The sequence below is a fragment of the Gemmatimonas sp. genome, from assembly GCF_021298855.1.
Taxonomy (GTDB): Bacteria; Gemmatimonadota; Gemmatimonadetes; order Gemmatimonadales; family Gemmatimonadaceae; genus Gemmatimonas.
The window spans coordinates 155,150-172,374 of sequence record NZ_JAJTHI010000005.1; the positions used below are offsets into that span (position 1 = coordinate 155,150).

Here is a 17,225-nt window from a genome sequence, read left to right on the forward strand (position 1 = left end):
GTTAGAAGAGCTGACCGAGACGGAAGTGGAACTGCCACCGCGGATCCGGCCGGAGCCGCTGCGTGACGACGTCCACCGCCTGCCGGTCAAAGCCGTACGCCAAATCCAGCCCGAGTGGACCGAGTGGCGTAACAGTAGATACCCCAAATCCAGCTGAACGGTAGAGGCGGGTCGGGTTGATCTGTCGGGCGGAGGCCCAGTTGTTCCCGGCGTCCGCGAAGACGTTGAAGTAGAACATCTGGTTGAACCGGAGCCCGATTTCTCCGGTCAGGGTCATGAACGCGTTACCGAACGAGGCCGGGTCCGACCGGAACTGGTCGGTGCCCGGATTGAAGCCCTGCGGCGTGATGGAGAATTCGGGGTACCCGCGGAGCGATTGCCCGAACATCACGCCCCCCACGGCGAATTGCTGCTGGAAGAAGAACGGGCCCGAGTTGCCGAAGAGCGCGCCGCTGCGCGCGGTGAGCCCCATCGTCAGCTTGATCGGCTGCGACCCCGGGTTGCTGCCGCCGAACTGCCCCAGCAGGGCATACCCCCGCATTTCCGTGGTGAGCCGCTGGAAGTTGACGGTCCCGCCAAAGGGTCCGCCGCTCAGGTCCAGTTGCAACGAGCGCAGCGACCCCTGGGTGGCGAAGGGCATGTCCACGCGGGTGTCGTACTGATACTCGAGTCCCACGTTGGAGCGCAGGCAGTTCCGTGAGCAACTGCCCACCAGGGTGCCCGACGTGAACGTCGCATTCTCGACGTTGTACGACACCGCGACCGTGGAGAAGTACGACCACGGCGTGGGGAGGCCGAGCCGGAACTGGGAGCCGGTCCGGATGTTCTGGCCGAGATTGCCGACAATGAAGCGCGACTGGGTCCGGTAGGCGCTGAGGGCGCCCGACAGACGCGTGCCCTTGAGGGCCGGGTCGGTGTAAGTGGCGGTGAAGTCGTTGAAGAATCGTCCGTACTGCCAGTTGAGGCGCCCCGACTTGCACAGGCCGAAGAGATTGGGCTGCTCAAGGCCGATGAAGCCACCGAACCCCACGCCCCCCTGGCCCATGGAGGCGCCGAAGTTCACCGACCCGGTGCGCTTCTCCTTCACGCGGAACACGATGTCCACGTCCCCCTGCTCGTTGATCGGACGATAGTCCGGAAACGGCATGGGCTGCTCGAAGAAGTTCATGTTGCCGATGCTCTGGTAGCTCCGAATCAGCGCCTGCTGATTGAACGGCCCGCCGGGCACCAGGAAGATCTGTCGGCGGATGCAGTCATCGGCGGTGAAGTCGTTGCCGACGATCTCGATGCGATTGACGATGGCCGGATTCTTTTCGTCGATTTCCCAGCGCAGGTTGGCGGTGGGCACCGAATCGTTGCCTTCGTAGCGACGCTCCACGACGGGGCGGACACTGGCGTACAGGTAGCCGTTGTCGCGGTACGCGCTGTTCACCTTCTCGAGCGCCGCGTCCCACTTGGCCTGATCGAACACCCCGCGCGGGGCTTCCGGCTGACGGAAGATGAGTCCCATGGCGCGCTGCGTGAGCGTCTTGGTCTCGTTGCCGTCGAAGGGGTAGAACTTGCGCAAATCCTCGGTGTTGAAGCGCCGGTTGCCGGCAATCTCGAAACTGCCGACCCGGAACTGCGGCCCCTCGTCGACGGTGATCTGGACGAGCCCCTTCCCCCTGTCGCGGTCCACCACCAGCGTGTCCTTGGTGATGCGCGCGTCCACATGCCCGAGCCGGGCATAGAGCGCAGGAATGCGCTCGCCCAGGTCGCCGACGTACTTGTCGTCGTCGTACTCGCCCTTCTTGAAGAAGAAGAATCCTTCGGGCTTGGTCTTCATCGCCCCCACGATCGTCTTCTCGCGCACCGAGCGGTTGCCGAGGATGTCGATGGCCGAGATGGCCAGCCGACGCCCTTCGTCGATGGTGTAGGCAATGGCAATGCGCCCATCGCTCATGGCGGTGGAATCGATCGTGACCTGCGCGAGATAGTAGCCGGCATTCTCGTACACCGAGTCGATCTTGGCCTTCGCGCGCGCCACCTGCAGCGGGTCGATGGGCCGGCCGATGAGCAGGTCGACCTTGTCCCTGATGGATCGCTCCGAGATGGCCTTGGGCCCGGTCACCGTAATGTCCCCGAGAATGAGCCGCTCCCGCACCTGCACCACCGTCAGCACCTGTCCCGGCACCGACTCCAGATCGCAGAGGATCTGCACGTCGTCGAACTCGCCCATGGCGTAGAGGGCCTTGAGCGTGCGCTGCAGCGTGGGGAAGTTGAGCGTCGCCCCCTTCGCGATCCCCGCCTCCGTGCGAATACGCGCCTCGCTCACGCGCGCATGGCCCCGCACCGCGAGCGAATCGGTGGTCGTGCAGCGCCCGGCCACCTCCTGCGCCGACAGCGACGCGGGCGCCGCCGCCGTGAGCATGGCGGCAGCCAGCACGCCGACGCGCAGGGGCATCGCACCGGCGGCACGCACGAACGCCCCCAGGCGCGCAGCCAGTGGGCGCGCTGCCGTAGGGACGGGAAACAGGGAAACGCGTTTCAGCATAGCCTCGAAATATACACGGGTGCGCGGGAAGGGCCGAGTCCTCGGGCGCGGATTCTCCCCCCCGGCAAAAACGGCCGGATCCCGCAGGGGACCCGGCCGTTTGACACGCGCGGTACGACCAACCGTTGCCCGCAGCCGCCGATCAGCTGGCCTGCGGGGTGGCCGAGAGCACGCGGAACTCGAGCTTCTCCTTCTCGGTGGTCGAAACGGCCACCTCGATCTCGTCGCCACGGGAGAACTCGCCCATGAGCAGCTTCTCAGAGAGCGGGTCCTCGACATAGCGCTGGATGGCCCGCTTGAGCGGCCGGGCGCCAAAGTGCTCATCGTGCCCGTGGTTCACCAGGAACTCGGTGGCTTCCGACGTGAGCTTGATGGTGATTTCCTCTTCCGACAGCCGCTTCTGGACGTCGGCGAAGAGGATGGACACGATCTGCGAGATGTGCTCCTTGCCCAGCGGATGGAACACGATCACGTCGTCGAGACGGTTGAGGAACTCGGGGTTGAACACGCGCCCCATCTCCTCCTTCACCTTGTCGGCGATGCGCTCGAAATCCCCGCGCGCATCGTTCGTGGCAAAGCCCAGCGACTTGCCGCGCGTGATGTCCTTGGCGCCCACGTTGGACGTCATGATCACCACGGTGTTCTTGAAGTCGATGACCCGTCCGTAGTTGTCGGTAAGGTGCCCTTCATCGAGCACCTGCAGCAGGATGTTGAACACGTCCGGGTGCGCCTTCTCGATCTCGTCGAGCAGGATGACGCTGTACGGCTTGCGGCGCACCGCCTTGGTGAGTGTGCCCGAATCCTCGTACCCGACGTAGCCCGGCGGCGCACCGATGAGGCGCGACACGGAGAACTTCTCCATGTACTCGCTCATGTCGACGCGAATGAGGGCCGACGCATCGGCAAACATGAACTTGGCCAGCGAGCGGGCGAGCTCGGTCTTGCCGACGCCGGTGGGACCGGAGAAGATGAACGAGCCGATGGGGCGACGCGGATCCTTGAGCCCGGCACGGCTGCGCCGGATGGAGCGGGCCAGCGCCTTGATGGCTTCGTCCTGCCCCACGACGCTGGTGTGCAACTCGTCTTCCATGCGCAGCAGGCGCGACGTTTCGGCCTCCTGCAGCCTGGTCACCGGAATGCCGGTCCACCGGCTCACGATGAACGAGATCTCCTCTTCGCCCAGCGTGGGACGGAACGACTGGCGCCGCTGCTCCCACTCTTCCTGCTTGCGCCGGATCTCGCCCTGCAGCTCGCGCTCGTTGTCGCGCAGCGAGGCCGCCCGTTCGAAGTTCTGGTCGCGGACCGCCGCTTCCTTCTCGAGGTTGATCTTTTCGAGCTGTTCCTTGAGGTCGGCCACCTCCGCCGGCGGCACCTGGGCCGCCAGACGGGCGCGGGCACCGGCTTCGTCGATCACGTCGATCGCCTTGTCCGGGAGGAAGCGGTCCGTGATGTAGCGCTCCGAGAGCTTCGCGGCCGCCAGCAGCGTCTCGTCGGGGATGTTCACCCGGTGGTGATCCTCGTACTTCTTGCGGAGCCCCTGCAGGATCTGCACGGTCTCGTCGATCGACGGCGGGTCGACCACCACCGTCTGGAAGCGACGCTCGAGGGCCCCGTCCTTCTCGATGTACTTGCGGTACTCGTTCAGGGTGGACGCTCCCACGCACTGCAGCTCACCGCGCGCGAGCGCCGGCTTGAGCATGTTGCTGGCATCGATCGCGCCTTCGGCCGCGCCTGCCCCCACGAGCGTGTGCAGCTCGTCGATGAACAGAATGACCTGCTTGTTCTGCGCGATTTCGTTCATGACCGCCTTGAGGCGCTCTTCGAACTGCCCACGGTACTTCGTGCCGGCAATCACGGCCGCCATGTCGAGCGACAGCACGCGGTTCTCGCGCAGGTTCTCCGGGCACTCGCCATTGGCGATCAGCTGGGCCAGCCCTTCAACGATCGCGGTCTTGCCCACACCGGGTTCGCCGATGAGCACGGGATTGTTCTTCTTGCGACGCGACAGCACTTCCATGACGCGCTCGATCTCCTTGGCGCGCCCGATGGTGGGGTCGAGCTGTCCTTCGGCCGCGAGCTGCGTGAGATCGCGGCAGAAATGATCCAGCGCCGGGGTCTTGGACTTCTTTTCCCCCTTCGCCTGGCCCGCCGACGGCGGCGCGCCCGTACTGGCCTTCTCCGGCGCCGCCTGCTGCCCGCCCGGTGGCAACTCCGTCCCCAGCAGGCGCAGCGTTTCCGCGCGCGCCGCCTCGAGGTTGACCCCCGCATCGGTCAGCACCTGGGCGGCGATCCCCTTTTCTTCCCGAAGCAGCCCCAACAGCAGATGCTCCGTCCCGACATAGCTGTGGTTGAGGTCGCGCGCTTCGGCCATGGCCAGTTCCAGCACCTTCTTGGCGCGCGACGTGTACGGCAGGTCGGGGCCGGTGGCCTGTGCCGCCTTCCCCTTCTTGACCGTGTCCTCAATCTTCTGGGTCACGTCGTCGAGGTCGACGTTGAGGTTTTGCAGCACCGCCGCCGCAACGCCCTCACCCTCACGGATGAGCCCGAGCAGAATGTGCTCCGTGCCCACATACTCGTGGTGCAGGCGTGCTGCCTCCTCGCGTGCCATCGCAAGGACCTTCCGCACCCGCTCGGTGAAGTTGTAGCCGTTCATCGCACCCTCAGGGTCGTTGAGAAGCGGATCATTCGACGCCGCCGCCTTCGCTCACCAATACCTGACGCACGTATCGCGCGCGCGCCACGTTGGTCTCGCTATCCGTCAGCCCCCGTCCCTCGAGATGAGCGAGGTGAGCCGACTGGGCAAAGATCAGGAGCTTGTTGAGTGTGTATACACTGAGCCCGGTGATCAGTTTCAGGCCGACCGCCAGACGAACGCCACTCAGGTAGTTCATCGCCTCGTCGAACGTGAGGCTGCGCGCGTACCGCAACGTCCCGTACGCCCGCCACAGCTTGTCCTCGATAATATAGCCCGCGTCCCGAACCAGCACACGCCGCGCCTCTTCCTCGCGCTCGATCACATGCCGGACCACGCGGACCAACAGATCCTGCAACTCCTCCTCGGACCGGCCAAGCGTCGTCTGGTTCGACAACTGGAAGAAATTGCCGACGACTTCGCTCCCTTCGCCATACAGGCCACGGTAGGTGAGTCCCATCTGCTGAAGACCGGCCAGCACCTTGCCGATCTCCTTCGTGAGCACCAACCCCGGCAGATGGATCAACACCGATGCCCGCAAGCCGGTGCCCGCATTCGTGGGACAGGCGGTCAGGAAGCCGAACTCCCGATGGAAGGCGTAGGGCACCTGCGCGCCCAGCTCCCGGTCGAGACGACTGACCCCCTCGAACGCCTGGGGCACGGCGAAGCCGCTGCGCAGGGCCTGCAGCCGCAGATGGTCTTCCTCGTTCACGAGCAGGCCGACCGACTCCCCAACGAAGACCGCCGCCCCGCCCCGCACCGGATGCTGGGCGTCGAGTCCCGCCAGCTCCTTGCTGACCAGGTGCCGCTCGTGCAGCAGTTGCCGGTCCACCAGCGGCAGGTCGTCGAGCCGCAGCAGGAGGCTCCCACTGAGCGCCGGTACCGCACCCAGGGCGTCGCGGACCTGCGCCAGCATGCGCAGACGCTCCCCCTCCCGTGCCCGCCCGGTGAACGCATACCCCGACACGTTGCGCGCCAGCCGGATGCGGGTGGAGATCACCACGTCGCTGTGCGGTCCCGACGCGTCGAGCCAGCGCACGCCACCGTCCGGCAGCAGCGACAGATCGAGTCCCGGCCGGGGCGCCGTCATGTCGTGGTCCTCATACCGACTCCGTGTCGAGCGCCTTGATGCGATCACGCAACTCGGCCGCCACCTCGAACTGCTCGTTCGCGATGGCGCGCCGCAAACGGTCGCGCAGATCGTGCAGCGTATCGGGCTTGTCGACCATATGGGCCACTGGCGTTTCGTAGCGCTGCCCCACATGCCGCGAGCTGCCGTGCAGGCGCCGCAACAGCTCGCGCAGGCTGCGCTCCATGGCGTCGTAGCAGTGGGGGCACCCCAGACGCCCGGTCGCGCGAAAGTCCCGCGCCGTTGCCCCACAGAACGCGCAGGCGGCCGCGTCTTCGCTCGTGCTCGCCGCCTGCTGCTGGACCGCCTGCAGAATGTCCCCCAGCGGATGCTGCGGAACGGAGAGGGTCGTTTCCACCCCCTTGGCTGCCGCGCACTTCTCGCACAGGTGCAGCTGCGTGACCGCGTTGTCCACGATCCGTGTCAGGTGCACGACCGCATCCCGTTCCTTGCAGTTGTCGCACAGCATCAGCCACCCCCGTGAACGTCCGACTGCACCAACCGACCTCCTCCCAACGATAGAACCCGGTCGGCCCGCGATGCCAGGGACTGGTTGTGGGTGACGACCACCAACCCCAGCGACTGATCACGGGCCAGCTCGGCGAACAGATCGTGCAGCGCCTCCGCGTTGTACCGATCCAGATTGCCACTCGGCTCGTCGGCCAGCAGGACCGACGGCCGTGCCGCAAGGGCCCGCGCCACGGCCGTACGTTGCTGCTCGCCGCCGGACAGCGCGCCCGGACGATGATGCAGCCGCGACGCCAGGCCGACGCGCTCGAGCAGGACGCCCGCCCGCTCGCGGGCCGATGCCAGCGTCTCGCCGGCGATACGCAGCGGCATCATGACGTTCTCGAGCGCCGAGAACTCCCGCAGCAGGTGATGGAACTGAAACACGAACCCGACGGTGCGGTTCCTGAGCGCATCCAGCGTTCCCTCCGTCAGCCCCTCCACCGCCTGCCCCGCCAACCGGATGCGTCCCGCCGAGGGCCGTTCCAGCGCCCCCAGGACGTGCAGGAGGGTGCTCTTGCCGGCGCCGCTCTCCCCCACAATGGCCACCATTTCCCCGCGCCGCACGGCGATGGAGACGTGGTCGAGCACGCGGATGATGCCGCCGTCCCCGCCCCGATACTCCTTGACCAGCCCCTCCCCCTCGAGAACCGGCTCGCCGGGCCGGGGCGCCGGCGCGGTCACGGGCGTGACGCCCGCCGCCTGCAGCGTTGCACCGCCCCCCTCGACCGTGTCATTCATGCCGGATTGCCTCGACCGGGTAGAGATTCGCCGCCTGCTTCGCCGGATACAACGTGGCGAGCGCAGCGATGGCGACGCTGGCCACCACGATCATCACCACGTCGAGCGGCTGGATGGCCACCGGCAGGTGATCGATGAAGTACACGCTCGGGTCGAGCGCGATGAGGCGATACCTCTCGAGGAGCACGGCCACCACGAGACCAAGCACCAGCCCGCCAAGCGTGCCGACGGCGCCCACGACGGTGCCCTGATAGAGAAAGATGCGCCGGATGGAGGCGGCCGGCATCCCCATGGCGCGCAGAATGCCGATTTCCCGCGTCTTGTCGGCCACGACCATGGTGAGCGTGCTCACGATGTTGAACGCGGCCACCACCACGATGAGCAGCAGGATCACCCCCATGCCAAGCTTCTCGAGCTTGAGCGCCTGAAAGAGCGAGCGGTTCTGCTCCTGCCAATCCATGGTGCGCACGGACGACTCGAGCTGGCTCCGGAGCGAATCGGCCACCAGGGGCGCCTGCCACCGGTCCCTGGCCCGCACCTCGAGCCCCGTGACGTCGGTGCCGTATCCCGCGAAGCGCTGGGCCGCCTCGAGTGACAGATACAGATACGCGTCATCGTACTCGTACATCCCCGTCTCGAAGACGCCGGAGACGACGACGCTGTCCGCCCGGGGGACGAGCGCTCCGGTGGCGGCGTTCATGTCGAGGCCGGCGGCCCCGAGCAACACCACCGTATCGCCGGGAAAGGCGTTCAACTTGGAAGCCAGCAACTTGCCCAGCACCGCCCCGGGAAGTGCCACGCTGTCGCGGGCGAACGTGAAGTCGCCAAGAATGGCGTGCTGGCGAATGGTGGTCACCCGGTCACCGGCGCGCCCCGTGGGTACGATCCCCACCACCTGGGTGCCCACCATGTAGCCACCCAGGTTGCGCACCAATCCCTGTGTCTGGACGAAAGGCGCCGCTTCCATCACCCCCGGCACGCGCTGCACGCGCGTGAGGATCTCCGCCCAGTTCGGCATGCGCATGTCCGACCCGTACGGCAACACGCGCACGTCGGGGCTGCCCACGAGGATCTTCTCGCGCAAGTCACGCTGCAGTCCGTTCATGACGCCCATGATGACGATGAGCGCGCTCACGCCCACCAGCACGCCGCCAATGGCGATCACGCTGATGAGCGACAGCAGCCGGGAGCCACGGCGGCTCCGCAGATACCGCCAGGCGATGGCGAGTTCGAGCTCCTTCACGGGGCCGACTACTCTGGGCGCATCGTGGGAAACAGGATCACGTCGCGGATGTTCGGCGTGTCCGTGAGGTACATGAACAACCGGTCGATGCCGATCCCCACGCCGCCGGTGGGTGGCATGCCGTACTCCATGGCACGCAGGTAATCCTCGTCCACCCCGCTCGCTTCGTCGTCACCGGCCGCACGTAGTGCCGCCTGAGCCTCGAAGCGCTCGCGCTGGTCGATGGGATCGTTGAGCTCGGAGAAGGCGTTGGCCAGTTCCTTGCCGCGCGCGAACAGCTCGAAACGCTCGGTAATGCCGGCAGGCCCCCCGCGCTTCGGCTTGGCCAGCGGCGAGAGCTCCTTGGGATAGTCCACCACGAAGGTGGGGACCTGAATCTTCGATTCCACGAGTTCCTGGAACATCTCGTCGAGCACCTTCGGCCGGCTCAGCGTGGCCACCTTCGGCACGCCGATGCGTTCGGCCAGCGTGCGGAGCTCGGCATCGCTGACCGCCATCACCTCGACGCCCGCCGCCTGCGACAGGCTGGGCACCCACTCGATCCGCGGGAACGGCGTGACCAGCGTGGGGACCTTCTCCCCCACCAGCGGGATGGCGCGCACCGCGTCGGCTGCATTCACCAGCAGCGATTCCACCCGCGACATCATCGTGCGGTAATCGGCAAATGCCTCGTAGAACTCCAGCATCGTGAATTCCGGATTGTGTGTCCGGTCGATGCCTTCGTTGCGGAAGTCATGGCCGATCTCGTACACCCGCTCGAAGCCGCCCACGATGAGGCGCTTGAGATACAACTCGTCGGCGATGCGCAGATACAGCGGCATGTCGAGCGTGTTGTGGTGCGTGATGAACGGCCGGGCGGCGGCGCCGCCGTACAGCGGCTGCAGTACCGGCGTTTCGACTTCGAGATACCCGAGCCCGTCGAGGTGGGATCGAATGGCCCGCGTCAACACCGAGCGCGCGCGAAAGAGCGCCCGGACCTCCGGATGCACCGCGAGGTCGGCGTAGCGCTGACGCGCCCGCTGTTCGGTGTCGCTGAAGGCCGAATAGCGGACAAGCGTGCCGTCCACCATCTGCTCCTTGCCAAGCGGCAAGGGACGGAGCGACTTCGCGAGCAACTCGACGTGGCTCACCTTCACGGTGGCCTCCCCCGTCCGCGTGCGCATCATGGCCCCGCGCACCCCGACCCAGTCACCAAGATCGTACTCGGCCAGCTGGGCGAACACCTCGTCGCCGATCTCGTCGCGGCGGAAGTACAGCTGCACGCGTCCGTCCATGTCGGCCAGATGCGCAAACGCCGTCTTCCCCTGGCTGCGCCAGGAGACCAGCCGGCCGGCGACGGTGACCGTCGGCCCCTCATCGGCGTCACCGAGCGCCGCTACCGCTTCGGTGGCCGTATGTGAGCGATCGAAGGAGTAGCCGAACGGTTCCACCCCGGCGGCACGCAACCGCTCGAGCTTCTCGCGGCGCGCCTGCATGAGAAAGTTGAGCTCCTGCCGCGGCTCCGCCGCCCCGTCGGCCTGCGACTCGGCGCTCCCCGGTGTCGAGTCCGCACTCATGACACACCGCCCTGGGCGCCACTTTCGCTCTCGGCCTTCAGATACGCCTGTATGAACGGGTCGATGTCGCCGTCCATCACCTTCTGCACGTCGGCGATCTTGAGTTCGGTGCGGTGGTCGTTGACCATCGTGTAGGGCTGGAAGACATAGCTGCGAATCTGACTGCCGAACGTCACATCCTGCTTGTTCGCATCGAACGCCGCCTTGACCGCCGCCTGCTTGTCCGCTTCGAGCTGGTACAGGCGGTTCTTGAGCTGCTTCATGGCCGTGGCCTTGTTCTTGAACTGTGACCGCTCCTGCTGGGATGCGCACACGATGCCCGTGGGCACGTGGGTGATGCGCACGGCCGACGAGGTCTTGTTGACGTGCTGACCGCCGGCCCCCGAGGCCCGGTACACGTCGATCCGCAGGTCTTCCTCACGGATCTCGATGTTGATCTCCTCGTTCACCACCGGGTACACGAAGACCGAGGCAAAACTGGTATGCCGGCGAGCCTGCGAGTCGAATGGCGAGATGCGCACGAGCCGATGCACCCCGGATTCGGGGCGCAGGAATCCGTAGGCGTACTGCCCCTTGATCTCGAGCACCGCCCCCTTGATGCCGGCTTCTTCTCCCTCGGAGAGATCGAGCATTTCGATCTCGAATCCCTTGCGTTCCGCCCAGCGCGTATAGAGGCGCAGCAGCATGCTGGCCCAGTCCTGCGCCTCCGTCCCGCCGGCACCCGCCGAGATCTCCACCTGCGCGTCGCGAAAGTCGTCTTTGCCACGCAACAGCGACTTGAGCTCGAACGCCTCGAGATCGGCGAGGATGCGCTGCACCTCCTGATCGAGGTCCTTGTACATGCTCTCATCGGGTTCCAGCGCCAACAGCTCGTCGAGCTCGCGCGCACTCTCGATGCGGGCGGTGAGCGAATCCATCGGCTCCACCCAGCCCTTGAGCACCTTCACCTGCTGCACGATGTCACGCGCGTGGTCCTGATCATTCCAGAACGCCGCGTCCGCCATCTCCTCTTCGTAGGCGTTCAGCGTCGATCGCTTCGATTCGACGTCAAAGATACCTCCGCATGTCCGCAAGGCGCTCTTCCGACCGCGCCAGCACCTTCAGCCGTTCCCCGTCCTGCATGCCGTTCTCCATGTACGACGCGGGCCGCCTTCCGCAGGGGGAAAGCGGCCCGAGATGTGCCCGTTGCGTGACCCACGCTGTATGGCGGAAAGCTATCGGGTCCCGCAGTCCCGGAACAGTGCGGTGCGGCCGCATCGTCGCCGTGCCGCCCCGGCACGCCATGCCTGCCGCTCAGAACAGGCGGCGACCACCGGCGAGAATGTCGTTGAGCGCGTCCTGGAAGTGCGGAGCGGCTTCCGCCTGCTCACGCCCCACCTGTTCGACGTACTCCTCGTAGCTCTTCTTGATCTCTTCGCGAAAGAGCTGGCGAAGTGTGCCGTCCCGCAATCCTTCCTCCCGCTTCTGCGGATGGTACGCCACGAGGTCGGAGACGAGGGCCCGGGCAAGCCGACGTGCTCGCTGGGACGGATCGGCTCGCAGGAACGGATTGATGGGTGCGCGGCCGCCTGCCGGGGTGGGCGCGGCGACACTCGGCGCCTGCCACGCCGGCGTCGGCGCGGCCGTGGACACCCGCGGCGCCGCCCCTGCCACCGTCCCTGTCCCTGCGCCCACGGACACCGGCGTGGGGACGGAAGCGGGGGTCGGGATGGCCCCGGGGAAAGCTGGCGCGGGAACCGCTGCCGCCGATCGCACGGGAGTGGCAGACGCGGCCGGCGTGCGAATGCCAGCCAGTGGGAAACTCACCGGCACGGCGTCGGGGCTTGGGGCCATCGACGCGTGCGGAGTGGGGGTACGGGGGACTGCCGCTGGCTGCCCCACGCCGGGGGTAGGCACCACAGCCCGCGCCGCGACCGGTGTGCGGGAGGCAACGGGGGTGAGCCGAGCAGCGGCCGCGTACCGTGGCGTCGGCGCAGCCGGCGCTTCAGTCGGCGCATCCGCCGGGGTGTCAGTGGACGGCGCCAGACCGGGAGCAACCGCAGGCGCCGCGCTCAGCGGCGTTCCCGCCGGTACAGGCTGCGCGGAGGCTGCACCGGATACGGCAGCAGACACCGTCACCGCGGCCGGAGTGGCCCGCGATACGCCGCCGCTCAAGGCCGGCCCCCCGGAACTGCCGCCCAAGGGCGTCACCGCCACGGGCAGCGTGCCACCGGCGATCGCCATGACGCCGCCGCACACCGAGCACCGGGCGCGCACGCCCGTCGCCGGCACTTTGGCCGGGTCCACGCGAAAAACCGACCGGCACTCCGGACATGAGACTGTCATGACGCGCCTCCCGCCGAACGCTGGTCCACCTGCTCACGCCCGAGCCCACCGCCGGTTGCCGAGACCGTTGCCGGCTCATCCCGTCGGCGGTCCACGGCCCACACGGAGCCGGGCAACGTCTTCGCATAACTCTTCATTTCCGTCGCCAACTCGCTGACCTCGATACCGCGCGTGAAGTGACGCCGCTGGTTCGTGACCACTCCCACCGAGAGCGTCATCAACGGCACCCGGTGCAACTGCCCACGCCGATCCTTGCCGAAGAAATATCCTACACGACGGTCCTGGTCGGAATACTGCCATGGAATCAATTCGTCAAACACGTGCACCACTTCGTCACAAACCCGGGGGACGGCCGGCAGCGGGATGGTGTACAGGAAGTCGTCCCCCCCGATGTGCCCGACGAAGCCGTCCTCGCCACAGAGCCCCTTGACCACGTCGTGGAGAATACGGGCCACCAGGCGGATGACCTGGTCGCCATGGTGGTACCCGTACCGGTCGTTGAACTCCTTGAAGTGATCGAGGTCGGCGTAACAGGCCGCGAACTTGTCCCCGCTCCGCACCCGCCGCTCCAGTTCGGCCTCGATTTCACGGGCCCCGGGAAGCCGGGTTGACGGGTGCACATCGGTATCGCGGTCGCTGCGCCGCAGCATGGCCCCCAGTCGCGCCAGCGCCTCGTCCGACTCCACGTCGTCACGCACGACCTCGTCGGCACCAGCCACGAAGGCCGCCGCGAACGCCTCGGATGGCACGATCACGAACACGGGGACGATACCCGTGAACCCATCGCGCTTCAGCCGGCGGCAGACGTCGAGCACCTCCGTCGTCCACGCCGGCACGCCGCAGCCATCGAGCACGATCAGGCGTGGGCGGGTCTTGAGGGCCATGTCCATGACGTCGCCTGCGTCATGCGTCGTGCGGCAGGCGCCAGCGTAGGTCGACCACCACGACGTGAGCCATGCCGGCAAAACGGGGCGCACCGACAGCTGAACAGCGCTCTGATCGTTGATGGTGAGCGTCATCGTCGAGGGGCTGGGGCCACATCGCCCGTTTGCATGCCGAGAGCAGGACGGACGGTGGAGGCACGGTGCGGTCACTGGCGGGTACCGCGGCCGGACTCGTGCGCACTCCACTGACGATCATGCGCCGCGCTTCGGCACGACGTGACCACCGTCACAAAGTGCGTCGTTTCCTGCCCATTCGACCGGCGGCATGCCTCCGGGTGCCCACGGCGGAACGGTCCCCGTGCGTCTCAGCGCGTGAAGCGCAGCCCGGTTTGCATACTCCCCGCGGGCGCGCCGAGCGCCGGCTGGTAGGTCACCTGCAGGCCATCGAGGGTGAACCCGGCCACCTGCACGCCCCCGTAGCGACGGATGCGCACGCTCACGTAGCCGTCGATGAGACTGGCCAGGTGGTTCATGGCCACCGCGCCCAGCACGTTTACCGCGCGCTGATAGCTGCGGTTCGCGCTGCGAATGGTCTGGACATAGACGTCCTGCTCGAGCGTCGCATCGAACCAGCTCCAGCGGAACGCCTCACCCACCGCCGTCCGCCGGTAGAAATCGAGGGCGCGCTGATACTCGGCGCTGGAGACCGCCGGTGCGACGTCGGGGTTGCGCCAGAAGGTCTCGCGGGCCAGGCGCCAGCGTGCGCCGTTGAATGTGCTCGCGTCGAGCTCCGGATCGAGCCCCCCGCCCGGTATGCGATCATACGCCCCACTCTCGAGGAATTGCTCGAGACGCTCATAGTAGTCCCACGTCCCGGGCTGGGTGCCCCCGAATGGCTTGCGGGCCACGTTCTTCGCGAGTTCCCGATACGCAGTCCGTTCCCGATCGCCGTCGCGCTGTGCCGAGACGTACTGCACGAGCAGGAACACTTCGGCGACCAGATACGCCACACTCCGCTGCTGACGCAAGGCGAACTGTCCGGATCCCGGGATGGCCAGGGACGCAACCGGAGCCCACCAGGGGGCCGGTCCCCTGGAAGGGTCGGCACGCAGTAGTGCGGGTGCGCCCAAACTCCCCGCTGGACTCCCGATGACGCGGCCAACGCCTGCGACGACACCAGCGGCCACCCCAGCGGTATCGACGCCCTGGTCGCTTCGGGGCGCGAGAAGGGCCAACGGGGTCACGGGGCGCCGGAGCGCCACCATGCCCTGCCCCTCGGTGCCATATGCCACCGGCGTCACCGGCGTCACCGGGGGCGCCGATTGGGCGGATTGCGCCCACAGGTTGCCTGCCTTCAGGAGCACCGCGAACAGGCCGGCCAGGGTGCGCTGTCGCAGGCTGGACCGACCGGGACCGTACACCATGCCGGATGGTCGTGCGCCGGGGGCGCCGCAGGATCCGCGCACACGTTGCATCAGAAGCGCGCCCGGATCGACACGTAGGTCGGTGGCTCGCCGAGCTGCGCCGACAGGGCGTCGAAGCGGCGGGCGATGTCCACGCCGAATCCGCCGCGCTGAAAGCCGAGGCCAACCGACGGCCCCGATCCCTGCCCCTGCTGCACCTTGTACCCGGCGCGCACGAATGCCTGCTCCCGGTACCCCAACGCCACACCGATACCGCCGGCACCGCCCCCGAGCGCCGGCGCGCTGATCAGGTCGGTGGTCGCATCGAGGGTGGCCTTGGAGCGTTCGAGCGCCTTGATGGGCACGCGCACTCGTGCGCCCACCTGAATGACGCGCGGGAGGGGGTCGGCCTGCTCCGCGTCCCTGACCTGCAGGGCCGGACCGAGGTTGCGCACCGAGGCGGCGACCGTGACCGGGAGGCGGGTGGGCAATACGTATTGTGCGCCAAGATCGAGCGCGCTGGTGGAGCCACTGATGATGGGGATGGCGCCACAGACGCCGCTGCACTGGAAGCGCAGCATGACGAACTTGTACGTCAGTCCGGCATTGAAGCGCGCCCCGACGGGGGTCGCGTAAGAAAGCGCCAGCTGGTAGTTGCGGTTGGTAATGGTGCCAATGGGCGTGCCCGTTTGCGCATCGGTCGCCTGCTGGTCGCCATAGTTCACGAGGAAGGCCGAGGCAGCAAGCGTGCCGAGGACCTTCGACGGAAAGGCGAACGTGAGCATGTCACTGGTGGCGATCACCGTTTGGGAATGGTGAATGGCCACCTCCTTCTTCTTGAGACGCGCCAGCGCCGCGGCATTCCACCACATGCCTTCGGTCCCCAGGGTGGTATCGGCAACCACGGCCTCGCCCTGCCCCACGGCACGGGCGCCGAAGGGCACCAGCAGAAACAGCCCGCCGTTCTGGGCCGCGGCCTCGGTGCCGGCCATGCCCAGCAGGAGCACGGTCGCCATGGCGCAGCGGAGGATCCCCCCGAGTAGCGACCAGGATGGGGACTCCGCCGCTGGTGCGCCGCGGACGCCACGACGCGTTCGGGATCGCCGCATCACCCGCGCGTGTTCGGTTCGCCGTAGCCGAGGCGGAGCACCGCGCTCCGGTTCTTGCGCCAGTTCGGCAGCACTTTCACCCAGAGATCGAGATAGACGGGTTCGCCGACGAAGCGCTCGATCTTCTCTCGCGCGCTGCGTCCCAGCTTCTTGATTTGCTGACCGTTTGCTCCGATCACGATGCGCTTTTGGCTGTCACGTTCGACATGCAGGACCGCACGAATGTACAGTGGTGACGAACCTTCGCGGAACTCCTCGATTTCGCAGGCGAGCGCGTGGGGCAGTTCGTCGCCAAGCTGCTCGAGCGCGGTCTCGCGCACGAACTCCGCGCAGAAGAAGCGCACGGGCTGTGTGGAGATGTCGTCGTCGGGGTAGAGGTACGGACTGACGGGCAGCGCGGCGGTGACCGCAGCCACGAGTGCGTCGAGCCCCTCTCCCGTAGCGGCGCTGAGGAAGATCGCGTCGGGGTGCGCGGCGGCGAGTTGTTCGCGTTGTGGGCGGGAGAGCTGATCGAGCTTGTTGAGCGCCAGCACGACGTGGGCGCGCGGCGGGTGCTCGAGTTGTGCGGCGGCCTGAAAGGACTCGGGCACGCGGGCGGTGGCATCGACGACGTGGACGAGGACATCGGCATCGCGCACGGCGGCGAGGGCCGCGTTGCGCATGGCGCTGTGGAGGGTGTCCTTGGGCTCGAGGAGGCCCGGGGTATCGAGGATGACCATTTGGGCTTCGCCCTCGGTTCTGATGCCGACGATGCGGTGCCTGGTGCTTTGTGGTTTGCTCGAGGTGATGGCGAGTTTTTCGCCGACGAGGCGGTTGAGGAGCGTGGACTTACCGGCGTTGGGGAAACCGGCGACAGTGACGATCCCAGCTCTGGTCATGCGGATGGGCGCGGGAGGAGGAGTGGCGCGGTGGAAGGCTAGCGGAAACACGAACACCCCGCCACTGGTGGACAGTGACGGGGTGTTCGAAAGGGTGCCGGCGACGGCCTACTCTCCCGCGAGCTCTCGCCCGGAGTACCATCGGCGCTATCAGGCTTAACGACCGTGTTCGGGATGGGAACGGGTGTGGCCCTGACGCTCTAGTCGCCAGCGAATGGGGGGCCC

Annotated in this window: 13 protein-coding genes and 1 rRNA gene; all 14 read right to left on the reverse strand. The window is 67.1% G+C overall.

Features of this window, described 5'->3' with window-relative positions:
- Position 1: 1 nt before the first annotated feature.
- Positions 2–2,533, reverse strand: a complete 2,532-nt coding sequence (bamA, locus tag LW840_RS02085) for an outer membrane protein assembly factor BamA (protein ID WP_291276317.1) — start codon at positions 2,531–2,533, stop codon at positions 2–4.
- Between the two features lie 142 nt (positions 2,534–2,675).
- Positions 2,676–5,186 (reverse strand): ATP-dependent Clp protease ATP-binding subunit, encoded by a 2,511-nt coding sequence (locus LW840_RS02090; protein ID WP_291267798.1) that lies wholly within the window; start codon positions 5,184–5,186, stop codon positions 2,676–2,678.
- Positions 5,187–5,214: 28 nt separating this feature from the next.
- Entirely contained in the window at positions 5,215–6,315 is a 1,101-nt protein-coding gene (locus LW840_RS02095; RefSeq protein WP_291267799.1) for a hypothetical protein, read from the reverse strand.
- Positions 6,316–6,325: 10 nt separating this feature from the next.
- On the reverse strand, positions 6,326–6,823 hold the full coding sequence (locus tag LW840_RS02100; protein ID WP_291263817.1) for a UvrB/UvrC motif-containing protein: 498 nt from the start codon (positions 6,821–6,823) through the stop codon (positions 6,326–6,328).
- Complete coding sequence (locus tag LW840_RS02105; RefSeq protein WP_291263816.1) at positions 6,823–7,602, reverse strand: ABC transporter ATP-binding protein; 780 nt, start codon at positions 7,600–7,602, stop codon at positions 6,823–6,825. The genes LW840_RS02100 and LW840_RS02105 overlap by 1 nt, the downstream gene beginning before the upstream one ends.
- Positions 7,595–8,845 (reverse strand): ABC transporter permease, encoded by a 1,251-nt coding sequence (locus LW840_RS02110; RefSeq protein WP_291263815.1) that lies wholly within the window; start codon positions 8,843–8,845, stop codon positions 7,595–7,597. Before LW840_RS02110 ends, LW840_RS02105 begins: the two co-directional genes overlap by 8 nt.
- A gap of 8 nt (positions 8,846–8,853) precedes the next feature.
- Complete coding sequence (gene lysS / locus LW840_RS02115; RefSeq protein ID WP_291267800.1) at positions 8,854–10,401, reverse strand: lysine--tRNA ligase; 1,548 nt, start codon at positions 10,399–10,401, stop codon at positions 8,854–8,856.
- A protein-coding gene (gene prfB, locus LW840_RS02120; protein WP_343213665.1) for a peptide chain release factor 2 occupies positions 10,398–11,523 on the reverse strand; the annotation gives its coding sequence in 2 pieces (ribosomal slippage) (positions 10,398–11,459 and positions 11,461–11,523; 1,125 coding nt in all). The genes lysS and prfB overlap by 4 nt, the downstream gene beginning before the upstream one ends.
- 171 nt (positions 11,524–11,694) lie before the next feature.
- Entirely contained in the window at positions 11,695–12,033 is a 339-nt protein-coding gene (locus LW840_RS02125; protein ID WP_291269682.1) for a hypothetical protein, read from the reverse strand.
- 689 nt (positions 12,034–12,722) lie between these two features.
- Positions 12,723–13,745 (reverse strand): GGDEF domain-containing protein, encoded by a 1,023-nt coding sequence (locus tag LW840_RS02130; RefSeq protein ID WP_291276318.1) that lies wholly within the window; start codon positions 13,743–13,745, stop codon positions 12,723–12,725.
- A 230-nt stretch (positions 13,746–13,975) separates the two neighbouring features.
- Positions 13,976–15,034, reverse strand: coding sequence for a hypothetical protein (locus LW840_RS02135; protein ID WP_291276319.1), 1,059 nt, complete (start codon positions 15,032–15,034; stop codon positions 13,976–13,978).
- Positions 15,035–15,084: 50 nt separating this feature from the next.
- Positions 15,085–16,029 (reverse strand): PorV/PorQ family protein, encoded by a 945-nt coding sequence (locus LW840_RS02140; RefSeq protein WP_291269680.1) that lies wholly within the window; start codon positions 16,027–16,029, stop codon positions 15,085–15,087.
- 92 nt (positions 16,030–16,121) lie between these two features.
- Positions 16,122–17,057: a GTPase Era gene (gene era, locus LW840_RS02145; protein ID WP_291276320.1), complete on the reverse strand. Its 936-nt coding sequence runs from the start codon at positions 17,055–17,057 to the stop codon at positions 16,122–16,124.
- Between the two features lie 38 nt (positions 17,058–17,095).
- Positions 17,096–17,212 (reverse strand): 5S ribosomal RNA (rrf, locus tag LW840_RS02150).
- Between the last annotated feature and the right edge of the window lie 13 nt (positions 17,213–17,225).